The following is a 24,140-nucleotide window of genomic DNA, read 5'->3' on the forward strand; positions in this document are numbered from 1 at the left end:
CGGATAACGATGTTACCTGCTCTTACGAATTCACCACCGTATTTTTTGACACCGAGTCTACGTCCCGCTGAGTCGCGGTTATTCTGTGTACTACCCTGACCTTTCTTATGAGCCATGCTGTCCTCCTGCTTTTATTATGCGTTGATCGCAGTGATACGAACACGCGTGTGATCTCTACGGAAACCACGTTTCAATTTACTGTCTTTACGACGACGTTTTTTGTAGATCACGACTTTACGGTCACGACCTTCATTGATTACTTCAGCCATAACAACAGCACCCTCTACGAATGGAGTACCTGTGCGAAGTTCACCGTTATTAACGGCAAGAACTTCTTTGATTTCGATGGCAGTTTTAGGATCGAGTCCCATTTTATCGAACAAAAGGATATCACCCTCTTGAACTTTGTACTGTTTACCACCATTTTTAATGATTGCGTACATTAGCATTCCTTACCTATAAGTCTACAAAAAGTGGCGAATTATAGCCAACGTTTATTTAAGCTTAAATTAAAGCGATCGCATCAATCTCAACAAATGCATTTTTCGGTAACGTTTTAACGGCTACCGTAGAGCGTACTGGCTTATGATTTCCGAATGCTTCGCCATAAATAGCATTAACCGCAGCAAAATCATCCATATCCGCTAAAAAAATCGTTGTTTTGATCACTTTATCAAAAGAGCTTCCCGCTGCTTCCAAAACCGCCTTTAGATTTGAGATAACCTGAACGCATTGCGCACTCACATCACCATCTACCATTTCACCTGCAGGGGTAAGGGCAATCTGACCAGAAGTAAATACCATACCGTTTGCAATCATCGCTTGAGAATACGGTCCGATTGCTGCCGGAGCATTTGGGGTTTGTACAATTGTCATTCTTTTTTCCTTTATTTTTTATATTTTAACAGGGCATCATCGAGAATCGATTGATAATCTTCACTCGGCCAATATCCCGGCATCGAATAGATTACTTTACCGTTAGCATCTAAAAAATAGTTCATCGGTACCATTTTTGCACTCAAATTTTTCGGATAAATACTTTTGTCACGCGTCACGTGAACCGTCACAAATTTTGAATTCAATTTTGAAATAACATCTTCATCCTGAAGGGTTGTCGCTTCAAATTTGCGACACCACCGGCACTGCTCACTCGTGATCAGAACCATCAATGGCTTGGACTCTTTTTTTGCTTTGGCTTGCGCTTGCTCGTAAGTATCATTCCACGCAATTTCCGAACCAAAGAGATTTGCCAACAAAAATGCCAATAAAACTATTTTTTTCATTCTTAACCTTTTAGAAAACGAAATATTATCGAAAATTATCAATCAATTTTGTAAAAACAGCGTAAAGATTCTCTACTTCATCAATCGACGTTCGCTCATTCGGTGCATGGATCGTATCATTAATGACACCGAATTCGATTACATCAATTCCATATCCGGCAATAAAACGGGCATCCGATGTTCCCCCCGCTGTCGAGTTTTTCGGAGTAATACCACATATCGCTTCAATCGAATCGCTCAATGCTCTAACGATAGGAGTTGCCGTATCAGTTACAAATGGATAAGCCGATTGATCCAATGTCAACGTATAGTCCAACCCTTCCAGATGTGATGCAATAAATGCCGTGATTTTATCTTTATCCGTTTGGGTTGAATTACGGATATTGAACATCATTTTGAGTTTTCCGGGAGAGACGTTCGTCGTCTCGATTCCGGCGCGGATATCGGTAATTACAAGCTGACTGGGTGCAAAATACGCATCCCCTTCATCCAAAAAAGCACCTGCAATGTTTGATAATACAGGGGCAATTTGATGTACCGGATTGATCGCTTTCTCTGGGTAAGCGGCGTGTCCTTGTTTCCCTGTGATTTCAACAACTCCGTTAATCGAACCTCTACGACCCACTTTGATCGCATCTCCGAATATAGTCTCACATGTCGGTTCGGCAACGACAACAGCATCGGGAAGCAAACCGTGCTCTTTGAGATACGCCAAGACCTCAACTGTACCAAACTTGGCAGGTCCTTCTTCATCTGAGGTCAGGAGAATCGAAAGAGTACCGTCGAAATTTTCAGCTTTTTTCAATGCTTGGACAAATGCCGCAACACCACTTTTCATATCCTGAGCACCGCGGGCATAGATATACCCATCTACTTCAGTTGCTACAAAAGGGTCTGTATTCCATCCATCTCCGGCAGGAACGACATCGACATGTCCAGCGAAACAAAGATGTTGACCCTCGCCGAAACGGCGATAGGCAAAAAGGTTTTTAACCCCTTCCCGATCGATGCGTATCGTGGTAAATCCTTCCAAATAATGCTCTAAAAAATTAAAAATTCCGCCCTCTTCGGGAGTAACGCTTGGAGCCTCCAAAAGCTGTTTAAATAGTTCAATAACGTTCAATACAAATCCTCTTTTAATTGCGTCTCATATTCCAGACGTAAACCTTGTGGCGTCATTATAAAACCTTGCAGTTTGATTTTGCCTTGTGAAATCTCTCGAGAATGGGTTTCACATAAAGGTATAAGATGGTGATGTTCTTTCGAACCTGGGTTTTTTTGGAGGTTTCGTACCAGTGCACCGCAAATGACACATTCACATGCAACCACTTCGCGGTACCGTTTAATGTACTCTTTTTGATTTCCTAATTCCAACACATCGTACTCTTTTGCCAAATTTTCCCGTAACCGCTTCGCATTTTTCAAAAAACTCAGGTTCATATGAAGCGATTCGGCAAACTCCAGACCGTATACGCTGCTCCCACGTCCCGGTTTCAAAATCCTGTCATAGATCAAGCGGTCACTCAAATCATCATAACGTACACTTAAATGCAAATGGACGACTTCCCGTAAGCGGCTCAGTTCACTGATCATAGAGAGTTGATGCAAATGGGTCGTCATTAAAAAAAGTGCCCCTTTTTTGGAAAGTTCCATAATGGTACTCGCAACAATGGCAACAGCCGAAAGGGTCTCTGTCCCATGACTGATCTCATCACCTAAAATAAGGGATCGCTCTGTTGCATGACTAAAGATCGTGTTAAGTTCCAACATCTCTACTCCGAAGGTAGAAAGTGATTTGGCAACATTATCTCGTGATTGGATACGGGTATAAACCCCATCAAAAAGTGAAAACTTCATCGCTTTCGCCGGTACGAAAAACCCTGCTTGTGCTAATGTCACTGCAATCCCGATACTTTTCATCAATGATGACTTCCCGCTGGAGTTAATCCCATACAAAAGTACGCCTCGAATATTTGCTCCATCATGCACTTTCGAATCCAACATTACGGTATCAGGATAAGGCAAATCAACATGATCCCGATTTCCCATGACAATATCATTCGGGACATAGGCAATCCCTTGTGCCTCTACCAACAAATGACGCAATCCACTCATCTGTAAAAAGTTTTCTTTTTCCGATTCAACGATTACAGGACGTGTAAGAGCATATTTCTGAGCATTTACAGCAGATGCTACAGCGACATCCATTCGAGCGATCCAGTCGATTATACGATGGATAAAAGGAATTTGAGACTCTATCCATTGCCGCTCATTAGCATGATTTTTAAGTTCTATCTCCCATCCATCGCAAAGCACGTCCGTAGGCAGTAACCGGATTAGTTTATGTTTTATGCAATAGCGCTGAATCTCAATAACAATCTTTAGAGCACTAAAGAAATGCTCTATTTGCTCATCATGGCGATTTTGAAGCTGCCACCATAAGAGTTCAATATCTCCGACCAAATGTAAATGTTCTTCCAGCCACAGAGCGTGTGGATTTACCGCTTCAATCCAATCCAGCCGGAGGTTAAGTTCAACAGAATCTTTGATCGGTAGTAAAAGACGAAATCGACCCAACCGTTTTCCCATAGGGGTGGACATCGTTAAAAAGAGTTTGGTGATACTAGAAAGTCTCGCGTCAATCGTTGTCATTTCCATCTGTTCCAACGCATTGTTTCCCAATTCCATTAGCTCTTTAGTTTCTAAAACAGTAGGCAGCGCATAGAACATTGTATTGCAATGGCTCAAATCATCCGCGAATAAGGCAAGGGCTTGTGCGCATAAAGGCCTCGTCTCCAAATTCAAATGTTCTATCGGTGTCAGGAGAGAATAAACATTAAAGGCTTTTTTAAAAAGGGTGTTTTGCTCAATTTCATTGAAAATACGATCATCATAGCGATATTCATACATTGCGAAATTACTAGCAACTTCGTCAAATAATTGCCGGGAAGAGGCTCCAACAATAAGACGGCGGCTGTTGGTAACGAAAAGAAGATGAAGAACCCGATCAATAGCACCATATGGGTGAGATGATTCACCTTCAATTTCGCAAAGCCACCCTCTCACGCCCAAAGGTTCAAACATCGCGAGACCAATTGAATACCCATTACTATTATGATTAAAAAATAAGGCCGCTTCATATTTTTGCATTATTAGAATCACCCCAATTGTATAATTTATCAGGATAATTATACTCATTCGTTCAAAAAATAAATACTATTTAACTTTAATTTTAGTAACAATCAAGTTATAATCACATTCTTACATTCTAATCTAAGTTTAGGACATATTTATTATGAAACGCCCAACACCGGTCAACGAAGAAGTTTTATTTGATGGACGAAGTTTGATCTCCGAAACCGATACCAAAGGTATTATTACCTACGTTAACCGCAAATTTACGGAGATGACACTCTACACTGCAGCTGAAGCGGTGGGACAACCCCATAGTATCCTACGTCATCCTGATATGCCAAAAGCAGGATTTGAAGGGATGTGGAAGGTGATCCAGAGCGGCAAAATTTGGGAAGGGTATGTTAAAAATCTTCGTAAAGATGGTAAATTTTACTGGGTTGTTGTCCACATCGTTCCAAAACTCAATGAAGAGGGAGAAATCATCGGATATATTGCTTCACGTAAAATGCCTGACCGAAATCGTCTAAAACTTGTTGAACAACAATATGCAGAGTTGATAGAAGCAGAAAAAGGGGCTTAAACCTTATGGTTTAGCCACTCCTTTTTCCGGTACACTTTCCAGAACCACCATCCTTTAATCAGTGTTTCAAAGCTCATTGCACTGTAAATTCCTATAATCCCCCACCCAAGTTTCAGTGCGATATACGATGGAATCAATCGGAAAATCCATAATGATAAAATCGTTATTTGCATACTGAGCCGTGTCGCTCCTGCTCCTCTAAGTGCACCGCTCAAGACAAAAGTCAGCGCTAATGGGAGTTGAACGATCCCGACAAAACGGAGATACAACGACGCTTGTTCTATCGTTGTAGAATCGGTTGTAAACCATGAAACCAAAAATTCAGGGAATGCGAACAATACGACACCGACGCTTCCCATAAATATCATTGCAATTTTAGCACTCAGGATACCCGAGTCATATGCATATTCATAGTTTTTGGCACCAATATACTGCCCGGCTAAAGCCATTGCGGCAACTGAAAATCCAAATCCCGGCATAAAGGCTAACGCTTCTACTCGTAGTCCTATCTGATAGCCGGCCAACGTATGTGTACCGCATGATGCGATCATCCCTACAAACAGTAAAAATGAACCGCTTCCGGCAAAGCGTTCAAACGCTGCAGGCATCCCAATATGCAGCATCCTTTTAAGTTCACGAAGCGACCCAAGCGGCACAAACTTCATCACTCCGTTTGAACGGAGCAATACCCATCCATAAGCAAGCAGATTAAACGTATAGGAACATAATGTCGCATACGCGGCTCCTTCTACACCCATAGCCGGGAATCCGCCGTGTCCAAAAATAAACAAATAGTTCAAACCGATATGAATCACTGCCGAAACAATTTTAATAACCAATGAACTTCGAGTGTCTCCTGCGGATGAGAGGGCATTGTAAGCCAAAGCATCCAAAAAAATGAGCCCCATCCCTAAACAGAGAATTTTGAAGTAAGCTGACCCTAACTTTATGACGTCATCGCCTGATCCCATCCAACGAAAAAAATCGTCTGCAAAAAGCCATCCTATGCTTCCAACAATAAATGCTCCAGCCAACGCAAACAATATTGCCATATTCAATACAACAGCCGCTCGATTCCTGCGCCCGCTCCCGATGTATCGTGCGATCAATACTCCAGAACCGACAACATAGAGACTCATTAGTGCTTGTATCACCATAATAAACTGCATTGAAAGACCTACCGCTGCTAATGCGCTCACACCAAGCGCACCGACCATGATCATATCGATGAGAATTTGAATAATATCGAGAAGATGTTTTAACGCCGCAGGAATAGCTAGACGTAAAACAGTTTGCTTCATTGTCATTGAATTGGGTTTTGCAACCGATGAGAAATATCTTGCATAATCTGAAATAACTCATCTTTAGTAGAATAACGTAGTTCGATTCGGTTTACCGGAACCTCTCCAATCGGATCAAAATCGCAAATAAGCACATACGCTTCAATCGTTATAACATCCGCTTTTTGCTCTGCCCACTCCAATGAAACCGATGCCCGCTCACCTGCAGCATGAATCAGAACAGCAGGATAAAGGCGGGTCACTTTAGACAAATCAATCTGCTGACCGTCAGTTTCAAATATAATCTCTCGTTTCATCCCATCTCCTTAAGTGTGTATGTTTGTTGTATCCATCGATAATAAAATGCAGCTAAGGCAAAGACACTGCCTAAAATGAGGGTTATTCCTCCCAAAGAGAGTCCTCTTTCCGCCAAATATCCAATCATCAAGGAAACAGAAGCCCCAACACCTAAAAAAATCATATCGTTATACGCTATTACTCTGCCATAAAAATCGCTATGCGTATGATGCTGCAACAACGTATAGGTGTATGACCACAAAGTTGTCGTCACAAACCCAACCCCGATGGAAGCAATCACCGAAAAATAAAAGTGCTCGATTGACAACGCCCATAATGTAATGCTAACTGCTTCTGCGACCAACAACCATCCAAGCCGAGAATTATTAATCCAATGTCCAAGCACCATCGGACCGATTACAAGTCCCACTGCCCGCGCCGCATTAATCAACCCTATTCCCAGTGAAACCGCAATAATTTGAGCATAAAAATGTTTTGCAGCCAACGCTATAAGTGCATCAAATGCGGTAAATCCAACCACAGCATGTAAAATCATCAGATGCAAAACAATAGGATTACGACGAATGTATCCGAATGCTTCTCGCATCATCTTAACAAAATGCTCTTGATTCATCGATAATTCAATATTCATCCGAAGAGTAAATACTAATATCAGCACGAGGACAAACAATCCCGCATCAAGAGCAAAAGCAACTGTTGTTCCCACCCAATAAACTACCAAACCGCTTAATGCCATCCCAAATGTATACGACAAAGACCATATAATCGAGTGAATTTCATTAGCAGTCTGAAGTGATTTCCCCTCCAAAATTCGTGGTAACAGTGACATTTCAACAGTAAAATGGAAACTCGAGGCTCCCATACGAATAAAGACTAAAAGATACAAGAACCCCAACATCCCGATATTATCAATACTAATCAACGACAAAGTACAAACAATTTCAATAAGGGTGAGAATAATCATCAACCGCTTCGGATGAATCCGATCAAGTATTACTCCACTCAAAGGAGCTTGAAAAACACCCGGTAAAAAATGAAGTGCCGCTACCAAGGCAATAATAGAAGCACTTGTATTCATCTGAATCAAAAGTGTGTATATTGCTACATTGCTAAACCACGCGCCGAAATAGGCTATCAGCTGAATTACAGAGAGGCGACGGACTAACGGTTCATTACGTAAAAGGGTCAGATAGCGTTTCATAACCCGAAGGTTATCATAGTTAGTTAAAGTTTTTATTTTCATTGACGATTTAGCAGGTACAAAATGTCTCATATTTATCTACAAGGAGAAGTAAAATGGAAATCTTGCAAACTACAGCCAAGATGCAACACAGCCAAACGACTGCACCAAAAACAAGTGCAGAATTGCAACCGACGCAAAGCGTACAGCAAATTCAAAAAGCTCAAATCAATCAGGATAAAGTAGCACAGATTAGTAGTGATCAAAAAACGTCTAAAATCGATTCACAAGAACAGATGAATAAATTGATCGATCAGCTGAATCAGTCGCTGAACCCATTTAATACTTCTCTACGTTTTGGTTTTGATAACTCATCCGAAGATTTTTACGTTTCCGTTATCGAGACAAAAAGCAACCGCATGCTCAGACGTTTCCCTGTCGAACAAGCCCAACAGCTTTTACCTAAGATGCAAGAGGTAAATGGTTTGTTGTTTGATCAAAAAGGGTAATTTCTTAGATTACTCTATCAACTAACAAAAATAATACTCGGACAAAGATTAAGAAGGATTTTCTATGAACAATAATTTGGCATACAATACATATAATCAAAATAATATCGGTGTCGAATCACCTGAGAAGCTAATCCAAATGATGTATGAGGGAGTCTTACGTTTTAACATGCAAGCTAAACGCTCGATTGCCGACAGTAATATTGAAAGACGTACCTATTGGATCAACCGCTCTAATGCTGTTTTAATGGAATTAATCAATATTTTGGATTACAGACAAGGGGACATCGCCCATTACCTTACAGGACTTTATACGTATCAGCTCCGTCTCCTCGTTGAGGCCAATCTCTACAACGATGCAACTAAATTAGATGAAGTCAGCCAAGTATTCAAAGGGCTTTTAGAAGCATGGAAAGAGAGTACTGATGTGGCTTACCAGGCTTAAAACAGCCCTCGTATTAGAAGAGATTGACCGTATCTCATCACTTATTGATGAGATGCCAAAGTTTGATTCAATTGCAGAAATGGAAGAAGCCGCTTATCTTCTTTCACAAAGCAAAATACTTATAGAACAGCATCAACTTGAAGCAGCACAAGCGTTGCAACAGCTTAAAAACACTATTGATTTTCTGAAATCAACCGAAATAAAACCACCCTCTTCACTAAATCTAAAATTTTAACGCTACTCTCACCCATTTTTTGATAAAATCGCGGCATTCACTCCATTATTACTATGGAGTAAGGGTATCAACGATAAGGATGCAGTTATGAAAAAAGAGGTTAAAAAAGTTGTTCTCGCCTATTCCGGCGGTTTAGATACAAGTGTCATTTTAAAATGGCTTCAGGATGAATACAAATGTGAAGTCGTCACGTTTACCGCCGATATCGGACAAGGCGAAGAGGTGGAACCCGCACGGGCAAAAGCAGTCAGTCTTGGAATCAAACCTGAAAATATTTATATCGAAGACCTTCGTGAAGAATTCGTACGCGACTATGTTTTCCCGATGTTTCGAGCAAATGCAATTTATGAGGGAGAATATCTTCTAGGAACTTCTATTGCCCGACCGCTTATCGCAAAACGCCAAGCAGAAATTGCTCGTATTACAGGGGCTGATGCCGTTAGTCACGGTGCAACCGGTAAAGGAAATGACCAAGTCCGTTTTGAAATGGGTTATTTAGGACAGAACAGCGCACTCACCATCATTGCACCATGGCGTGAATGGGACCTGAATTCCCGTGAAAAACTTCTCGCATATGCTGCTGAACATGGTATTAAAATCGAAATGAGCGGTAAAAAATCTCCGTATTCTATGGATGCTAACCTTCTACACATCTCGTATGAGGGAGGAATCCTTGAAGATCCTGCTGCTGAACCTGAAGAGAGCATGTGGCGCTGGACGGTATCACCTCAAAATGCACCTGATGAGGCTGAATATATCGAAATCGGCTATGAAAAAGGGGATCCGGTAAGCCTGAACGGGAAAATCTTATCACCTGCTGTAATGCTAGAACAGCTTAATATTATCGCAGGACGCCATGGTATCGGGCGTGCCGATATCGTCGAAAACCGCTTTGTCGGGATGAAAAGCCGCGGATGTTATGAAACTCCAGGTGGTACCATTATGATTAAAGCACACCGCGCAATCGAATCCTTGACACTGGACCGTGAAGAAGCTCATCTTAAAGATGAATTGATGCCACGCTATGCGAAACTGATTTATAACGGGTTTTGGTTCGCACCTGAGCGTGAAATGCTTCAAGCGGCTATCGATAAAACCCAACAAAATGTCCGAGGCACCGTTCGATTAAAACTTTATAAAGGAAACGTGATGGTAGTCGGACGCAGTTCTGATCTTTCACTTTTCAATCCTGAGTACTGTACGTTTGAAGAAGACTCTGTATATGATCAAAAAGACGCAGGCGGGTTTATTAAACTCAATGCTCTTCGCTTCATCATTGCCGGTAAAGCACGAAAAAATAAATAATTTCAAGGAAGCATTATGAGCATTATTAAAATAGATATGAATTCAGATGAATTCCAAGCTGAATTAGAAAAAACCATCAAATTTACCGATAAAGTTGTAGCTCAATTCAATTGGGTTTATAATCCTGAACAAGAGATTAATGAAGGTGTTCAGCTCGGGCTTGCCCGCAACAAAATGATGTACAGTAAACGTTTTTGCCCTTGTTATATGGTCGAAGAAGTTGACGGAAAATATCAAAGTACTGATAATAGACTCTGTCCGTGTACCCCTGCTATCGAAAAAGAGATACCCGAAGAGGGAGTATGTCACTGTCAAATTTTTTGCACACCGGAATTTGCAGCAGCAAAACGAATGGAGATGGGGATCGAAGAAGCTACCCATCAGCACTCTCGTGGTCTAAGCAAAGAAGAGTGCCAAATGCTATTGACTAAAAGCGATATCGACAGTGATGAACTGACTGCCCTTTTCGAAGCACGCGAGCTCGGTATGGTTAACTTTAAAGTAGTAGACGTTCGTGAATGGATGGAGTGGAAAATGGGACGTATTGACGGTGCTGACATATTAGTACCAACCAGCAGTTTTTTCCAAACACTCAATGAATCAAAATTAAATAAAGACGAAAATATTATTGTCTATTGTCATGTCGGAAGCCGCAGTGCACATTGCCAACGAATTTTGTCAGATATGGGATACACTAAAGTTTCTAATCTCGCACACGGTATCGTCTCTTACAGCGGTAAGATTGTACGAGGCTAATAAAGGAATTAAATGAAAGTTTTATTGACCAAAGATGTCAAAGGTGTCGGTAAAACCGGCGAGATCAAAGACGTAGCAGACGGTTACGGTAAAAACTTTTTAATCGGTAAAGGCTTAGCCTTGGCCGCAACCCATGAGGTACTTAAAAAGTATGAATCTGACCAACGCAAAAAAGCTGCCAACGATGCTGCAGAAATTGAACGGCTTAATACTATCAAAGCTGGGCTTGCTGATATCAAAGTAGTTATTATAAAAAAACTTGGTAATACGGGCCATCTTTTTGGATCTGTTACTAAAGAAGAAATTGCCGATGCGTTACAAGTTCAACATGGGATTGAAATCGACAAAAAAGAGCTCGATGCCAAACACGGTATCAAAACAACCGGTTTACATGACTTGGATCTTAAACTCGGTCATGGTATTCATGCAACTCTTCATTTAGAGATCAAAGGTGAATAAAGCAGGATTTGTCGCTCTTGTCGGGCGGCCCAATGCCGGTAAAAGTACACTGATGAACTGGATTTTGGGTGAAAAAATTGCCCTTGTCAGCCAAAAGGCTAACGCTACACGCAGACGTTCCAATGCAATCGTGATGCACAACGATGACCAAATCATTTTTGTCGATACACCGGGCTTGCACCATGCCGAAAAACTCCTCAACCAATACATGTTAGAAGAGGCCTTAAAGGCGATCGGAGATTGCGATATCGTTGTCTATCTTGCGCCTGCTTCCGATAAAACCATCCATTACGAAAAATTTTTGGAACTCAATTCCGATAAACGTAAACATATCATTGTACTAAGTAAAATCGATCAAATTTCCCAAGCCGATCTCTTAAAAAAAATCGGGGAATATAACCGTTTTAGCGACCATTTCTTAGCGCTTATCCCAATGTCTGTTACCAAAAATGTCGGTAAAAGTGATTTATTGAATACCCTAACAAAATATTTGGATGAATCACCTTATCTGTATGATCCCGAAGATATGACGACCGAAAAAATGCGTGATATCTATAAAGAATTCATCCGCGAAGCAATTTTTGATAATATCAGCGATGAAATCCCATACGAATCAGATGTTATTATTGATAAAATCGATGAAGATGCCCCTGTGGAGCACATTCGTGCCACCATCATTGTCGAAAAAGATTCCCAAAAAGGGATCATCATTGGCAAAGGCGGATCGGCAATCAAACGCATTGGAAAAAATGCTCGCGAAAAAATCGAGCGCCTAGCTTCCAAACCTGTTTATCTGGAACTTTTCGTATCGGTTAAAAAAGGTTGGACCAGTGATAAAAAATTCTTAAGTGATTTAGGATACGAGTGGTAAAACCAACTGTTTTTTTCATCATTCTTATTGGTAGTTTATTATCTGCCGATATCCTCACTCTTTACAAAAGTGGCGGAAAAAAGTTGATGGAACAGCAGATGAATATTCCCTCATACTGGACAGGAGCACTTGTTAATAAAGATATCCGCTTCGGTTATTTCGAACGTGCGTTTTCACTGTTGACATGCAATAAAGAAAAAGGGGCTTTAGAACTTTATATCCCTGACAGACAACAACGATTTTCACTGAAAAAAAGGTACGGCGCCTTTACCGGAAAAAATCCAGGAGACAAGCTCAGTGAAGGGGATCTTCGAACTCCTGTTGGAATTTATACTCTGACCGAAAAGAAAAAAAATGTTGATCCATTTTATGGACCGATGGCATTTGTTACTTCATATCCCAATTTATATGATCGCATACGCGGCAAAAACGGTGACGGTATTTGGGTACATGGGGTACCGATTAGCGGGACACGAGATCCTTTCACTCATGGATGTATTGCCATCAACAACAATGATCTCGTACAGTTAGATCAAACCATTAATCCCTCCAATACACTTTTGATTATTGACTCTTCATTGAAGCAATGGACTAATCCTGCGGCATACTCAGCCATTTTAGCCGCTTTGTATCAATGGAAATATACCTGGTCTTATAATGATATTGAGGGATATCTCTCTTACTATGATCCTGCATTTAAACGGTTTGACGGAATGAATTACGAACAGTTCAAACGCTATAAAGAACGTGTATTTGCCAAAAATGAGGCAAAAAGCATTACCTTCCATGACCTCAATATCATCCCTTATCCAGGTGAAAAACGAAATCTTTTCTGGGTAACATTTAATCAGAATTATGTGAGTGAAAGCTATCAATATAAAGGTGAAAAATCACTTTTAATTCGATTAAACAACGATCAATCTATTTCTATCTTAACGGAAGAATAGTGCGTATCGCACCAATACTGATTGCCTCTCTTATCAATATCCTCTATGCTGATCCATTTACCCTTATTAAAAAAGAAACAAATACATCATCAACACCGACACTACTTGTTATCGGTGGAATTCACGGCAATGAACCCGGCAGTTACTTTGCAACCGCCATATTAGCCCAATACTATCAGATCACCAAAGGGAACCTTTGGATTATTCCTGATCTTAACCGACTCAGCATACAGAGAGATAATCGAGGAGTAAATGGTGATTTGAATCGTAAATTTGCTGATATCGACCCCAATGACCCCGATATTGATATTGTCCAAAAAATACAACAAGTTATTACAGAACCGCAAGTAGGAGTTGTGTTAAACCTTCACGACGGACATGGTTTTTATCGAAAAAAATATCAAAATACTATATTTAATCCTAACGCATGGGGACAAACATGTGTTATCGATCAAGACGCACTTGATAGGGAACGTCCCTTTGGGAATCTCAATCAAATCGCTTCAAATATAAGTAATGAGCTCAATGCTAATTTGATTGAAACACATCACTTATTTGACGTGCGTAACACAAATACAAAATTAGATGATGAAGTAATGAAACATTCACTAACCTATTTTGCTGTTACGCATAATAAGCCTGCATTTGCTATCGAGACCAGTAAAAACCTTTCGACACTACATGAAAAGGTGTTTTACCAGCTTCAGGCAATTGAAGGTTACATGAAATATATGGGGATTGAATTTGAACGTCCTTTTGAACTAACCCCCAAGACATTAGAAAAAATAGTTACATTGAAAGGCAATGTAACGATAAACAATAATTTATATCTAAGTCTGGATGATTTAAAAAACAGTTTAAGTTTGATTCCGCTACAATCGGAACGTAATGACTTTAAATTTTCCCATCCATTGGGAAGTGTACGACACAATAAGCAAAGTTATGATCTTTATATCGGTAACAAAAAAATAGGTTCTCTTATTCCAAGCTATTATCCTACAGATAATTGTAAGGGGTTGTTAGCCATTGAAATGGACGGGAAAGTGAAAAATTTTACGTTCGCTACAGATTTTTTTGTAACTGCCGATTTTAAGGTTATCAATGATAATTCAAAGATGCGAGTTAATATCATCGGTTTTACCAAAAGAGGGGTAAAAGATGAAAGTAATTTTCCAGTAGCATTAAAAGATTTCGATACAAACTATTCTATCGATACTTTAAATAAAAGTTATCGAATAGAGTTTTATGAACAAAGCCGCTTCTGCGGAATGGTTCTTGCATATTTTAAATAGGATAGAGGATGAGTAAAAGTAAACAGCAAACCTATTCAACCATCGTATCAGCCAACCCATATAAAGGGGATTATTATATTGGTACATTCGATGCGATATCTGAAATCACTTCTCCTTCATTTAGAAAAGAGCAGTATGCGGTATCTTTTTTAAATACTAAAGGATTTATCTCTACTCTCATTGGAATCAGTAAAAACATTCCCGATGATGATGTGTACGATGCATTAGAAAACAAAGTTTATGAAGAACTCGCATTGGATATGGCTGTCGAATACCATATCAAATATGTTGAAGCAATTCAGCGCAGTACCGAAGGTGACCGATTTTTTCACGTGTTCGTTGTTGACCCTTTAACATTAGATCAAGATTATGCTCAAGTTATTAACGCAATTAAGTATCTTGATCAAATTGTTCCTGTTCCTTTACTGATCAAGTCCCTTTATGTTAAAGAACTTATTGACTCTTCCGATGTTCACTGCTTTATTTATTTTCAAGAAAATGACGCATTCTTCTGTATCTATAATGAACAAGAATTTATTTATGCAAAATCATTGAAATTTTCACTTAAGCAGATGCATGAACGCTTCTGTGAGCTTCTTGGTGAACAAATTGATCTTCTGACGTTTGAAACAATGATCGCCAATGAGGGGTTAAACACATCAAACTCTAACTACCAAAAAAATCTTATTAAACTGTTTGGCGAAATTTTTCTCCATATTAGTGATGTTATGACCTATGCGAAAAGAGCATATGACATCAAAAAATTTGATGAAATATTTATTGGAACAGGGGCGGGAAGCGTTACAGGCTTAGATGAATATGCACAGACTTATTTGGGCATAAAAACAACTCCGTTCGATTTTAACTATGGATTTAATACCAATGGTATCAAAGTAGATCAAATACATCAGTTAATGCATCTCTACGGAAGATTAGAAGCCGAAGAACGTTACGATTGCAACTTTACAATATTCCATCGTCCCCCTCCATTTGCAAAACGTGACAGCGGAAAACTTATTTTAGTCACAGCTGCCGCATTAGCTACAGCTCTTCTTTATCCAGGAGTGTATTGGGGACTTTCCTATGTTGAAGAGTTTCATCATGCTGTTTTAACCAAAGAATATGAACAAGTTCATATTGAAAAGATGACTCGTGAAGCTACTGTTAATTTAAAATTAGCCAATAAAAATGCAGCTCAGGCCCTTTTGGATGAACAAAAAACAGCCTATAAACAAAAACAAGATACGTTGATACAGGTTCACGAGAAAAAAGTTAATTATCCGATGAAATCAAAAATAATGGCTGATTTCACCCGTAGCTTTAACCAATACCGTGTACAACTCAAAAGTATCTCTTATGGTGAAGATGTAAATGATACAAAAACATTTACATTTGGGCTAACATCATCAAATACACAAGATATTACAGCTCTGTTGAAACATTTAACAGACATTAAGCGCGATAAATATGATTTTAATCTAGAGCTCATCTCTTACAATGAAGAAGAGAAATCTTATTTAAGTGAATTAAAGGCGGTAATCAAATGAAATTACAAATTGAAGACTACCTTTACTCGTTAGATCAGTCCTTATCACAAAAGAGTGATCGTGATAAAATGATGCTTTATGTCATGATTTTCGCTTCATTATTTGCTTTTTCCTATTTGTTATTTTGGGAAAGCTCCGAAGCAGGTTTCAAAATCTCACATGAAAAAGCTCTAAAAGCTGAAAATGATCTAAACATAGACAAGCAATATTTAGCAGCCAATCCTCCTGAACGAATCACACAAATAGAGCAGGAAACGGTTGAGATTGAGAAACAGCACGTCCTTTATGTGCAATATAATACTTATATTAAAGAACAGTTGGAACAAATCTCCTCTTTGTATTACGATGAAAAGGTATGGGGATCTTATCTTGACTCTGTATCACGTTATGCCCGTGCGACTAATGTTAAATTGGTACAATTCGGCAATAGACTCCAAACTGATAACAGTTCATTTGGACATGTTTTAGATATTACAATATCTTCAGAAGGCCAATACAAAAATACCCTTAAATTTATCAACGCACTTGAACAAAGTCAGTTAGTCGTTGATCTTCATGATTTCAACATAACTGCTGAGGAAAAACTTAAAGGGGATCTTAATATCTCAGTATGGGGGATTGTAAGACAATGAAAACATATCTACTCTTAGGCTTTATCAGTGTCGCATCATTCTCTGTGGCTACGGCTTCTCCAGTAATTCCAGTTGGAACAGTAAGTATAGTTCAACCTCAAGGGGACAAAGAACTAACTTGGGTTGATGAACAAATTCAAGCTATTTTACCTGCACGTGTCGGTATCCCGGAAGGATTTATCAATTCATTACGTGACCCGATGAAAATGAAGAAACCCGTACCTGTAGCAACGATTGGTTCTAAATTACTTGCCCCTCCAAAGCTAGGTAGTTTGGGTATCATAGCCCCACCAAAAATTGTTGAAGAACCATTGCGTCTTTTAGCCATTATAAATAAATCGGTTTTGATCAGTGGGAAATGGTACAAAGTCGGTGATAGCGTCCGGAATTTTTCCCTTCTTGAAGTCAAACCGAATTCCGTTGTTTTAGCGGATAAAAAAGATCAAAAACTTATTTTGTTTTTAACCAAACAAAATAGTAATATTAAAATCATCACAAAATAGGAAAGTATCATGACATCTGTAATTAAACACCATGCACGAGCGTTTATGTTATCCGTTGCCACGGCTGCCCTTCTCACACCTACACTACAGGCAGATTGTACGTATGAGCTTTTCAACATCTCTTCAGTCAAAGGGACAAGTGTAGGAGAGTTTATCGATCAACTGAGCGATGAATGTGGAATGAGCCTAATTGTAACCGATGAACAAGCGGAAGGTGTCCTCAAAAAACCTATGAATAAAACCTTCTTGAAAAATTTAACGATCAATGAAGTGTTAGATTTAATTATAAAAGAAAACAATCTCCAATATACATTGCAAAACAATGTGCTTAAAATCTCTTACTTAACAACAAAAACGTACAATATTGATTATATTGCCAGTGGACGTAAAGGAACCGGAAGTACCAATATTAGATTAAGTTCTAATTCGGGTACAGCAGCAGGAGCCAGCAGTACAACCGGGACAAGTGGAACAACCGGAAACACTGCAAATTCAAATTCAAATGCCGCCTCATCAGAATCAGGAACAAATATTTCTACGGTTGATGAAGTAAAATTTTGGGATAACTTAGAACAAGAGGTAAAAAACATCTTAAGTCGTCCAGAAGATGATTACAGACAAAAGAAACCTGAAATTGCTTCAGATACAAAAGATACAGCTCCATTAAGTAAAGAAGATGAAATACACAATATTTTCATCAATAAAAGTGCCGGTTTAGTTACGGTTACCGGAACCGGGAAACAGATTCAGCGCCTTGATGCGTATATTGATGATTTACAAAAGAAAATGCAAACTCAAGTATTAATCGATGTTAAAATGTACAGTGTCATCTTTAATGACGGTTCAACAACAGGTATCGATTGGTCTCAAATTTATAGTCTGCAAAATTTCAATGTCGGATTTAATAAAATTAATTTTCAAAATGTAGATACATTCACTGATAATAAAATCACAAAGGCAACAACAGGTGACGGTGTACAAGTATTGGCTCAAAATGGGGGAACTACTGATGCTACGACTGGTCTAATGTTACCAACATATGGGATGATTGATGTTGCAGGTGCCAGAGCTGCAGTTACAACGACATCAAAACTATTCAATCTCAGTAATAGTATCAGTATCAATAATTTGATTATGTTTTTAAAATCTCAAGGCGATGTTTATGCTATCTCAAATCCTAAAATTTTAACACTTAACAATCAACCTGCGCTGATCACTGCGGGAACAGAACTGTTTTACAAAACAATTAATACTTCAACATTAGCAGGTGGGACAACAGGGACACAAGCACAAACAGAAATTATCAGTTCTGTTTTCTCTGGTGTTTTACTTGATATTACCCCTGAGATTTCAAAAGATGGGACAATTACTCTTCGGATTAATCCTTCCGTTTCGGAAACAGCCAGTACAATATCAGCAGACAATTCGACACGTACTATGCCACCAGACTTAAGCCGTCGTCAAATTTCTACCGTTGTTACCGTTAAAGACGGTAATCGTATTGTTTTGGGTGGTTTGATTAATCGTAAATCATCTAACACTTCCACTAAACTTCCGTTGCTTGGAGATATCCCTTTCTTAGGATATCTATTTAAACAAGATGGAATGAGTGAAAAAGTAGAAGAGCTTGTAATCATTATTGAGCCTCATATCGTTAAAAAAGAAAATGATACGCTTAGTCTTTCAGACCTTGGCTATTCACGAGTAGATAAAGCAATGGCTAACGGAACTTCAACAGTCTCTCAAGAGGACAAAAAGTAACGGATGGAGAATTCCCTTTTCTCTAAGCCGCGCGATCTCTTCTTAGACGTAGTTAACCCGCGTGACTACGTACAGATCGATAGCGTGTCCCATATGTACCAATCTCTGAAAAATTCGGTACAAAAACCCCTTAAAATGATTTTACTTTACGGCAGACCTGGAACTGGTAAAAGTATGCTGTTGCACAAGCTGCATCATGATCTTTCCAAACACCAAAAAGTATTAATGGTCTCGACTCCTATTGTGGATGAGGACGATTTTTTACGAGTATTGGCACAAAATATTTTTGGTCATGCACCGCGGGAAGTAATGACACTAAACCGCTTTTTAGAAATTGCTTCCGCTCTATCCTTATCGGATATTCCAATTGTCTTACTGGATGAAGCACAGCTTTACACCACCTCACTAATGGAAAAAATACGACTTATCTCAGATGCCAGAGCAATTAAATTTGTTATTACTCTGCACAAAACGGATAAAGAAGATATTATCGCGAAAGAGCATTTTCAAACCCGTATATGGGAAAGTATAGAGCTCCGGAATGCCTCTTGCGAAGAACTAAAAATATATGTACAGAAAAAACTTCTCAAAGCCAATTGTTTCGATGTTGCCAATATGTTTAATGATAAGAATATGAAGTTGGTTACTGGCCTAACGAGAGGTAACTATCGTGAAACCAATAAACTGCTCTATTCTCTATTTAGCCTATATTGTTGGTATGAAGAGAATAATCCATCGGCTATAAAGTATAATTCTATCAAACCAAAATGGATCGAAATGGCCGCCATTCATACCGGGTTAATTCATGCTTAATATTAAAAACTTAGAGCGCCGCTGGCTCAAATACAAGATACTTTCCTATTTACCTTATATTGCTACATTCTTTCTATCTTTATCAATCCTTGTTGGAATTTCAATGTGGATGCATTCGAATAAATCTGTTATTAAACAAGATAACAACACCACATATACCACTACTGTATTATCAAAACCTACAAGACCTACCGCTATTGAAGAAAATACAACTTTTATTGAACCTTCAATGGAGTTTGTTCAATCCTTTCAAAATACTCCGTCAACTCCTGAAGTAACACCACCACATACTACGACTATGAAAAAACTGATTCAACAGCCAATTAATACTGTACTAACCGCCCCAAAAACAATCACTATGCCAGAATACTCACCTCCACCTGCAACTGTTGCAACACCATCCAAAACAAGCAGTAACAATCAATCTCTTTCCATCAATCGTGATGAGTCAAAACTTGATATTGATAGTTTAATACAGCGATTTAAAGAGACGTCCAATGCTAATCTTGGTCTTTTTATTGCACGTTATTATTATGATCATGGAAATTACAATGAAGCTTATAACTATGCTTTAAAAACGAATAATTCTAATAATCGAATCGATGAAAGCTGGATTATTTTTGCAAAAACCCTTGTCAAACTTGGTAAACCCGATCAAGCAAAAAAAACGCTTCAGTTCTACATATCACAATCCAATTCAGAAAATGCAAAAGGGTTATTAGATGCAATCGAAAATGGTAGTTTCAAATGAAATTATTATTATCTTTCTTTCTTTTTTTAACTCACAGTTTATACGCAGATGTAAGTCAAAAGCTTTTTGAACTATATCAGAAAGGGATGTATAACGAAGCATGTCATTATGGATACAGTTTTTTTTCACAAAATGAGAATAATGAACCTTTTGTATCATTAGTTGGATTTTCATGTCTTAAATCAGATCAAATCGATCGCCTCTCTCCTGTCATCTCAACATTATCAGAAACTCCTGATGCAAGAGCAAACAGTGCCTATTTTAGTCTTATTCTTATGCAAAAGAAACTTTTAATGCGTGCTTTATATGATAATCAACCCATACAAAATCTAAAATTTCCAACCAGCAGCTATATTCTTTCTAAAGTATTTGATCTCTATGTTAAAAATCCAAAAAAAAGTGATATCATTAAAGAGTATATAGACCCTATCAATTCAAGACAAGGTTATAAACTTTATACAACTCAAGTTAATGGACAAAAGTCCATAGTTGTAGATGAATATTATGATAAAATATTAACCTTTCATCACATATATTAAAAAAGGGATAAGATATGGATCGCATTACCCATGATTTACTTGAAAAACGCCATATCACTCAACAGCAAATTGATCGTCTAACATCACGTGGTGTTCAAGATGATACCGTATTGGAAACGCTTACTAAAGTCGGTGCAGTATCAATCAATTTTATTAAACGTTTTATTGTTGAACAGATTCGTCTCGGACGTTATGAACTATCAATTATTAAAAACTACCATTTTCTAGATGAAACATCTATATTGACCCATTTAGCAGAAGTCATTGAAGTTCCTTTTATCGATCTTGATTCCATCGATATGGATTATCGTTTGGTGGAAAAGATTCCAACCACGCAACTTAAGCGGTACAATGCACTTCCTATTTCTCAAGATGACATGTATGTAGTAGTCGCCTTCGCTGATCCGCTTAATATTGAAGCTCAAGAATCAATTCAACGTCTTTTTCCACGAAAATCGCTTAAACTTGCAGTTGCCACAGAAAAACAAATTCAAGCCTATTTATTTAAAATGGAGCTCAAAGACAGTGTCAAAGAGCTTGTAACCAATATTCGTAACGAATTACGTAATATAGGAACCATAGAAGAACAACAAGAAGCCTCATCAATTTTGCAACTTATCGATGTTATTCTTAAAGCCTGTATCAAAGGTCGTGCGAGTGATATACATATCGAACCTACTGAAAGGAACTGTGTTGTTCGTGGGCGTATTGACGGTAAATTAGCAGAAATATTTATTTTTGATAGAGATATCTATCCACCGTTAGCTTCGCGTATCAAACTTTTAGCCAATCTAGATATTGCTGAACGTCGAAAACCACAAGATGGCCGTTTTTCCGCTATGGTAATGGATGCAGAATTTGATTTCCGTCTCTCTACTTTGCCAATCATTTACGGTGAATCAATTGTTATGCGTATCTTGGATAAAACTAAAGCATTAGTAAAACTCGAAGACTCAGGAATGGATTCAGAAAGTTATCAAAAACTTATTAAAGGGCTTCAGTCTCCTTTTGGAATCATTTTAGTTACCGGACCTACCGGAAGCGGTAAAACGACTACTCTCTACGGAGCATTGAATGAACTTCGTAACGTCGAAGATAAAGTCATTACCGTCGAAGATCCGGTTGAGTATCGAATGAATCTGATTCAACAAGTACAGGTTAACCCGAAAGTAGGTTTGTCTTTTGCCGATGCACTTCGTTCAATTCTTCGTCAAGACCCCGATAAAATCATGATCGGAGAAATTCGAGACCATGAAACTCTCGAAATCGCAATCAAAGCAGCGCTCACCGGTCACTTGGTTATTTCTACACTCCATACCAATGATGCTATCAGTGCTATCCCCCGTATGTCCGATATGGGAATTGAACCTTACCTCATCAGCGGTGCTCTCGTTGCCGTTCAAGCTCAACGATTAGTACGAAGAATTTGTACTCACTGTAAAAAAGAAACTGATATCCCTCAAAATCTTCTTCAAGAATACAGTTCATTTATTCCTCCTCATACCGTTTTTTATGAGGGAGCAGGATGTAAGGAGTGCAATGGATCGGGATATATGGGACGTGAAATGATCTGTGAAGTTCTACCTATCACGGAAGAAATTGCCAGTATGATCGCCAGAGGAGCATCCAAAGATGATTTAACAAAAGAGGCAAAGAGGGAAGGCTTTGTAGGAATGTTCGAAAATGGTATGGCCAAAGCAGTTCACGGGATCACAACATTAGATGAAATATTAAGGGTGGCAAAAGGATGAAATATTTTATAGTAACAATTCTGACTAAAGGGAAAAAAAGTGAGCAAAGTCTCTATGCCGAAAACAAAAAGGAAGCTCACTACTTAGCAAAAATAAAATATTCAGGAATGATTTTAAAAGTAGCTGAATCATCTCCTCCTCTCGAAGATCAGTTGCGTCGATTTAAAGAGAGTCTATTCTCTAATATCAAAAAACGCAAACTTAAGCAAGATGCTCTTATTGCTGCCATTCGACAACTTGCTGTTATGACGAATGCCGGAATATCAATTCATGATTCATTGAGAGAAATTGCTGATTCTACTTCAGATAAAGTACTCCAAACTGTACTTGGAACAATGTCTGAAGATATTAATGCAGGACACAGTCTCTCCCATTCAGCCAATAAATTTTCTTTTGAGCTAGGAAATCTTTCCTTAGCAATGATTGAATTGGGAGAGAAAACAGGTAATATGGCCGAAGCACTTCATAAGCTTGGCGATATGCTTGAAGAAATTCGACGAAATATTATCAAATTTAAAAAAGCAATGGCCTATCCGCGAAACGTCATGATTGCTATGGCTATTGCATTTACAATTCTCATTTCATACGTTGTGCCAAAATTTAAGACAATGTTTGAAAAGTTCCATGCTGAATTACCTATTCCTACTAAAATACTCCTATTTTTGGAGCATGTTTTTAATACATATGGTCTCTATGTAATTGTAGGAATCTTTATTTTTCTATTTATTTTTACCTATATGCTTAATCATAATCGCAATTTTCGTTACAAATGGCATCAAGTCTTACTTAAAACCTACCTGATTAAAAACATCATCATGTATGCTACACTCAACCGATTCACCTTGGTCTTTTCTGAACTTGTTCGTGCCGGTATCCCGATAGCAGAAGCATTAGAAACTTCAATTGCAATGGTTGACAATCTCCCTTTGCAAGAGCGCCTGCTAACTGTTCGATCAGCCGTTGAAAAAGGGGGAACCCTCCATATTGGTTTACAAGAAACCGGATTATTTGAAAATATGATTATTCAAATGATTTCTGCAGGTGAATCGAGCGGTCAGCTCGATGCTATGATGCAAAAAGTCATGGAGTATTATAAAATGCGGTTTGATGCAATTATCGATGGTCTTTCTGAAGCAGTTGAACCTATCATGTTGTTTGTCATAGCTGTTTTAGTCACATTGTTGGCACTTGGAATATTTTTACCAATGTGGGATTTAGGAAATGCTGTTCAAAATAAACATTAAGGGA

28 protein-coding genes are annotated in these 24,140 nt (G+C 38.6%); 19 read left to right on the top strand and 9 right to left on the bottom strand.

The window, feature by feature from the left end; genetic code table 11:
* The 6 genes from PHI47_RS09765 to PHI47_RS09790 all read right to left on the bottom strand — a co-directional run.
* On the bottom strand, positions 1 to 116 hold a 116-nt coding region (locus tag PHI47_RS09765; RefSeq protein WP_299936835.1), incomplete at its 3' end, for a 50S ribosomal protein L27.
* An 18-nt stretch (positions 117 to 134) separates the two neighbouring features.
* Positions 135 to 443: a 50S ribosomal protein L21 gene (gene rplU / locus PHI47_RS09770; protein ID WP_299926390.1), complete on the bottom strand. Its 309-nt coding sequence runs from the start codon at positions 441 to 443 to the stop codon at positions 135 to 137.
* A gap of 61 nt (positions 444 to 504) precedes the next feature.
* Positions 505 to 876: a RidA family protein gene (locus PHI47_RS09775; protein WP_299936520.1), complete on the bottom strand. Its 372-nt coding sequence runs from the start codon at positions 874 to 876 to the stop codon at positions 505 to 507.
* A gap of 11 nt (positions 877 to 887) precedes the next feature.
* Complete coding sequence (locus tag PHI47_RS09780) at positions 888 to 1,283, bottom strand: thioredoxin family protein (RefSeq protein ID WP_299936523.1); 396 nt, start codon at positions 1,281 to 1,283, stop codon at positions 888 to 890.
* Between the two features lie 25 nt (positions 1,284 to 1,308).
* Positions 1,309 to 2,406 (bottom strand): succinyl-diaminopimelate desuccinylase, encoded by a 1,098-nt coding sequence (gene dapE, locus PHI47_RS09785; protein WP_299936525.1) that lies wholly within the window; start codon positions 2,404 to 2,406, stop codon positions 1,309 to 1,311.
* Positions 2,403 to 4,433: a hypothetical protein gene (locus tag PHI47_RS09790; RefSeq protein ID WP_299936528.1), complete on the bottom strand. Its 2,031-nt coding sequence runs from the start codon at positions 4,431 to 4,433 to the stop codon at positions 2,403 to 2,405. Before PHI47_RS09790 ends, dapE begins: the two co-directional genes overlap by 4 nt.
* A gap of 145 nt (positions 4,434 to 4,578) precedes the next feature.
* On the opposite strand from PHI47_RS09790, the gene PHI47_RS09795 reads away from it, so the two are divergent.
* Positions 4,579 to 4,998 (top strand): PAS domain-containing protein, encoded by a 420-nt coding sequence (locus PHI47_RS09795; RefSeq protein WP_299936530.1) that lies wholly within the window; start codon positions 4,579 to 4,581, stop codon positions 4,996 to 4,998.
* Here the strand turns inward: PHI47_RS09795 and PHI47_RS09800 are convergent.
* From PHI47_RS09800 to PHI47_RS09810, 3 genes are read right to left on the bottom strand one after another with little or no spacing between them, the layout of a single operon-like run.
* The gene (locus tag PHI47_RS09800) at positions 4,995 to 6,305 is read right to left on the bottom strand and encodes an MATE family efflux transporter (protein WP_299936532.1); all 1,311 of its coding nucleotides are present in this window, start codon (positions 6,303 to 6,305) and stop codon (positions 4,995 to 4,997) included. The two genes, PHI47_RS09795 and PHI47_RS09800, sit on opposite strands and share 4 nt — an antisense overlap.
* Positions 6,302 to 6,595, bottom strand: coding sequence for a hypothetical protein (locus tag PHI47_RS09805; RefSeq protein ID WP_299936533.1), 294 nt, complete (start codon positions 6,593 to 6,595; stop codon positions 6,302 to 6,304). Before PHI47_RS09805 ends, PHI47_RS09800 begins: the two co-directional genes overlap by 4 nt.
* Positions 6,592 to 7,839 (bottom strand): MFS transporter, encoded by a 1,248-nt coding sequence (locus tag PHI47_RS09810; protein ID WP_299936534.1) that lies wholly within the window; start codon positions 7,837 to 7,839, stop codon positions 6,592 to 6,594. Before PHI47_RS09810 ends, PHI47_RS09805 begins: the two co-directional genes overlap by 4 nt.
* 53 nt (positions 7,840 to 7,892) lie before the next feature.
* Between PHI47_RS09810 and PHI47_RS09815 the strand changes: the two genes are divergently transcribed.
* The 18 genes from PHI47_RS09815 to PHI47_RS09900 all read left to right on the top strand — a co-directional run bounded on the left by PHI47_RS09815 (position 7,893) and on the right by PHI47_RS09900 (position 24,136).
* On the top strand, positions 7,893 to 8,285 hold the full coding sequence (locus PHI47_RS09815) for a flagellar protein FlaG (RefSeq protein ID WP_299936536.1): 393 nt from the start codon (positions 7,893 to 7,895) through the stop codon (positions 8,283 to 8,285).
* 64 nt (positions 8,286 to 8,349) lie between these two features.
* The gene (gene fliS, locus PHI47_RS09820; RefSeq protein WP_299936539.1) at positions 8,350 to 8,730 is read left to right on the top strand and encodes a flagellar export chaperone FliS; all 381 of its coding nucleotides are present in this window, start codon (positions 8,350 to 8,352) and stop codon (positions 8,728 to 8,730) included.
* The gene (locus tag PHI47_RS09825; protein ID WP_299936542.1) at positions 8,711 to 8,965 is read left to right on the top strand and encodes a hypothetical protein; all 255 of its coding nucleotides are present in this window, start codon (positions 8,711 to 8,713) and stop codon (positions 8,963 to 8,965) included. The genes fliS and PHI47_RS09825 overlap by 20 nt, the downstream gene beginning before the upstream one ends.
* An 87-nt stretch (positions 8,966 to 9,052) precedes the next feature.
* Positions 9,053 to 10,270, top strand: a complete 1,218-nt coding sequence (locus PHI47_RS09830; protein WP_299936545.1) for an argininosuccinate synthase — start codon at positions 9,053 to 9,055, stop codon at positions 10,268 to 10,270.
* 15 nt (positions 10,271 to 10,285) lie between these two features.
* Positions 10,286 to 11,026 carry a ferredoxin-thioredoxin reductase catalytic domain-containing protein gene (locus PHI47_RS09835; protein WP_299936548.1) on the top strand — a complete coding sequence of 247 codons (741 nt, stop codon included), beginning with the start codon at positions 10,286 to 10,288 and terminating at the stop codon, positions 11,024 to 11,026.
* Between the two features lie 12 nt (positions 11,027 to 11,038).
* The gene (gene rplI, locus PHI47_RS09840) at positions 11,039 to 11,485 is read left to right on the top strand and encodes a 50S ribosomal protein L9 (RefSeq protein ID WP_299936551.1); all 447 of its coding nucleotides are present in this window, start codon (positions 11,039 to 11,041) and stop codon (positions 11,483 to 11,485) included.
* Positions 11,478 to 12,356: a GTPase Era gene (gene era, locus PHI47_RS09845; protein ID WP_299936554.1), complete on the top strand. Its 879-nt coding sequence runs from the start codon at positions 11,478 to 11,480 to the stop codon at positions 12,354 to 12,356. Before rplI ends, era begins: the two co-directional genes overlap by 8 nt.
* Complete coding sequence (locus PHI47_RS09850; RefSeq protein ID WP_299936557.1) at positions 12,350 to 13,303, top strand: L,D-transpeptidase family protein; 954 nt, start codon at positions 12,350 to 12,352, stop codon at positions 13,301 to 13,303. The genes era and PHI47_RS09850 overlap by 7 nt, the downstream gene beginning before the upstream one ends.
* The gene (locus tag PHI47_RS09855; RefSeq protein ID WP_299936560.1) at positions 13,303 to 14,595 is read left to right on the top strand and encodes a M99 family carboxypeptidase catalytic domain-containing protein; all 1,293 of its coding nucleotides are present in this window, start codon (positions 13,303 to 13,305) and stop codon (positions 14,593 to 14,595) included. The genes PHI47_RS09850 and PHI47_RS09855 overlap by 1 nt, the downstream gene beginning before the upstream one ends.
* 8 nt (positions 14,596 to 14,603) lie before the next feature.
* Entirely contained in the window at positions 14,604 to 16,142 is a 1,539-nt protein-coding gene (locus tag PHI47_RS09860; RefSeq protein ID WP_299936563.1) for a hypothetical protein, read from the top strand.
* A complete protein-coding gene (locus tag PHI47_RS09865) occupies positions 16,139 to 16,774 on the top strand; it encodes a hypothetical protein (RefSeq protein WP_299936564.1) in 636 nt (211 codons plus the stop codon). The genes PHI47_RS09860 and PHI47_RS09865 overlap by 4 nt, the downstream gene beginning before the upstream one ends.
* Entirely contained in the window at positions 16,771 to 17,277 is a 507-nt protein-coding gene (locus PHI47_RS09870; RefSeq protein WP_299936567.1) for a hypothetical protein, read from the top strand. The genes PHI47_RS09865 and PHI47_RS09870 overlap by 4 nt, the downstream gene beginning before the upstream one ends.
* A gap of 9 nt (positions 17,278 to 17,286) precedes the next feature.
* Complete coding sequence (locus PHI47_RS09875; RefSeq protein WP_299936569.1) at positions 17,287 to 19,038, top strand: secretin N-terminal domain-containing protein; 1,752 nt, start codon at positions 17,287 to 17,289, stop codon at positions 19,036 to 19,038.
* Between the two features lie 3 nt (positions 19,039 to 19,041).
* Positions 19,042 to 19,851, top strand: a complete 810-nt coding sequence (locus PHI47_RS09880) for an ATP-binding protein (RefSeq protein WP_299936572.1) — start codon at positions 19,042 to 19,044, stop codon at positions 19,849 to 19,851.
* The gene (locus tag PHI47_RS09885; protein WP_299936574.1) at positions 19,844 to 20,602 is read left to right on the top strand and encodes a tol-pal system YbgF family protein; all 759 of its coding nucleotides are present in this window, start codon (positions 19,844 to 19,846) and stop codon (positions 20,600 to 20,602) included. The genes PHI47_RS09880 and PHI47_RS09885 overlap by 8 nt, the downstream gene beginning before the upstream one ends.
* Positions 20,599 to 21,141, top strand: a complete 543-nt coding sequence (locus tag PHI47_RS09890; RefSeq protein ID WP_299936576.1) for a hypothetical protein — start codon at positions 20,599 to 20,601, stop codon at positions 21,139 to 21,141. Before PHI47_RS09885 ends, PHI47_RS09890 begins: the two co-directional genes overlap by 4 nt.
* A gap of 14 nt (positions 21,142 to 21,155) precedes the next feature.
* Positions 21,156 to 22,892, top strand: coding sequence for a GspE/PulE family protein (locus tag PHI47_RS09895; protein WP_299936579.1), 1,737 nt, complete (start codon positions 21,156 to 21,158; stop codon positions 22,890 to 22,892).
* Positions 22,889 to 24,136 (top strand): type II secretion system F family protein, encoded by a 1,248-nt coding sequence (locus tag PHI47_RS09900; RefSeq protein ID WP_299936581.1) that lies wholly within the window; start codon positions 22,889 to 22,891, stop codon positions 24,134 to 24,136. The genes PHI47_RS09895 and PHI47_RS09900 overlap by 4 nt, the downstream gene beginning before the upstream one ends.
* Positions 24,137 to 24,140: the final 4 nt, after the last annotated feature.

Source organism: Sulfuricurvum sp., from assembly GCF_028713855.1.
Taxonomy (GTDB): Bacteria; Campylobacterota; Campylobacteria; order Campylobacterales; family Sulfurimonadaceae; genus Sulfuricurvum.

Bases quoted from the DNA above. Each gene is read 5' to 3' on its own strand.
- rplU (WP_299926390.1), bottom strand. From the start codon at position 443: ATGTACGCAATCATTAAAAATGGTGGTAAACAGTACAAAGTTCAAGAG.
- PHI47_RS09775 (WP_299936520.1), bottom strand. From the start codon at position 876: ATGACAATTGTACAAACCCCAAATGCTCCGGCAGCAATCGGACCGTAT.
- PHI47_RS09780 (WP_299936523.1), bottom strand. From the start codon at position 1,283: ATGAAAAAAATAGTTTTATTGGCATTTTTGTTGGCAAATCTCTTTGGT.
- PHI47_RS09790 (WP_299936528.1), bottom strand. From the start codon at position 4,433: ATGCAAAAATATGAAGCGGCCTTATTTTTTAATCATAATAGTAATGGG.
- PHI47_RS09795 (WP_299936530.1), top strand. From the start codon at position 4,579: ATGAAACGCCCAACACCGGTCAACGAAGAAGTTTTATTTGATGGACGA.
- PHI47_RS09800 (WP_299936532.1), bottom strand. From the start codon at position 6,305: ATGACAATGAAGCAAACTGTTTTACGTCTAGCTATTCCTGCGGCGTTA.
- PHI47_RS09805 (WP_299936533.1), bottom strand. From the start codon at position 6,595: ATGAAACGAGAGATTATATTTGAAACTGACGGTCAGCAGATTGATTTG.
- PHI47_RS09810 (WP_299936534.1), bottom strand. From the start codon at position 7,839: ATGAAAATAAAAACTTTAACTAACTATGATAACCTTCGGGTTATGAAA.
- PHI47_RS09815 (WP_299936536.1), top strand. From the start codon at position 7,893: ATGGAAATCTTGCAAACTACAGCCAAGATGCAACACAGCCAAACGACT.
- fliS (WP_299936539.1), top strand. From the start codon at position 8,350: ATGAACAATAATTTGGCATACAATACATATAATCAAAATAATATCGGT.
- PHI47_RS09825 (WP_299936542.1), top strand. From the start codon at position 8,711: ATGTGGCTTACCAGGCTTAAAACAGCCCTCGTATTAGAAGAGATTGAC.
- PHI47_RS09830 (WP_299936545.1), top strand. From the start codon at position 9,053: ATGAAAAAAGAGGTTAAAAAAGTTGTTCTCGCCTATTCCGGCGGTTTA.
- PHI47_RS09835 (WP_299936548.1), top strand. From the start codon at position 10,286: ATGAGCATTATTAAAATAGATATGAATTCAGATGAATTCCAAGCTGAA.
- rplI (WP_299936551.1), top strand. From the start codon at position 11,039: ATGAAAGTTTTATTGACCAAAGATGTCAAAGGTGTCGGTAAAACCGGC.
- PHI47_RS09860 (WP_299936563.1), top strand. From the start codon at position 14,604: ATGAGTAAAAGTAAACAGCAAACCTATTCAACCATCGTATCAGCCAAC.
- PHI47_RS09865 (WP_299936564.1), top strand. From the start codon at position 16,139: ATGAAATTACAAATTGAAGACTACCTTTACTCGTTAGATCAGTCCTTA.
- PHI47_RS09870 (WP_299936567.1), top strand. From the start codon at position 16,771: ATGAAAACATATCTACTCTTAGGCTTTATCAGTGTCGCATCATTCTCT.
- PHI47_RS09875 (WP_299936569.1), top strand. From the start codon at position 17,287: ATGACATCTGTAATTAAACACCATGCACGAGCGTTTATGTTATCCGTT.
- PHI47_RS09880 (WP_299936572.1), top strand. From the start codon at position 19,042: ATGGAGAATTCCCTTTTCTCTAAGCCGCGCGATCTCTTCTTAGACGTA.
- PHI47_RS09885 (WP_299936574.1), top strand. From the start codon at position 19,844: ATGCTTAATATTAAAAACTTAGAGCGCCGCTGGCTCAAATACAAGATA.
- PHI47_RS09890 (WP_299936576.1), top strand. From the start codon at position 20,599: ATGAAATTATTATTATCTTTCTTTCTTTTTTTAACTCACAGTTTATAC.
- PHI47_RS09895 (WP_299936579.1), top strand. From the start codon at position 21,156: ATGGATCGCATTACCCATGATTTACTTGAAAAACGCCATATCACTCAA.
- PHI47_RS09900 (WP_299936581.1), top strand. From the start codon at position 22,889: ATGAAATATTTTATAGTAACAATTCTGACTAAAGGGAAAAAAAGTGAG.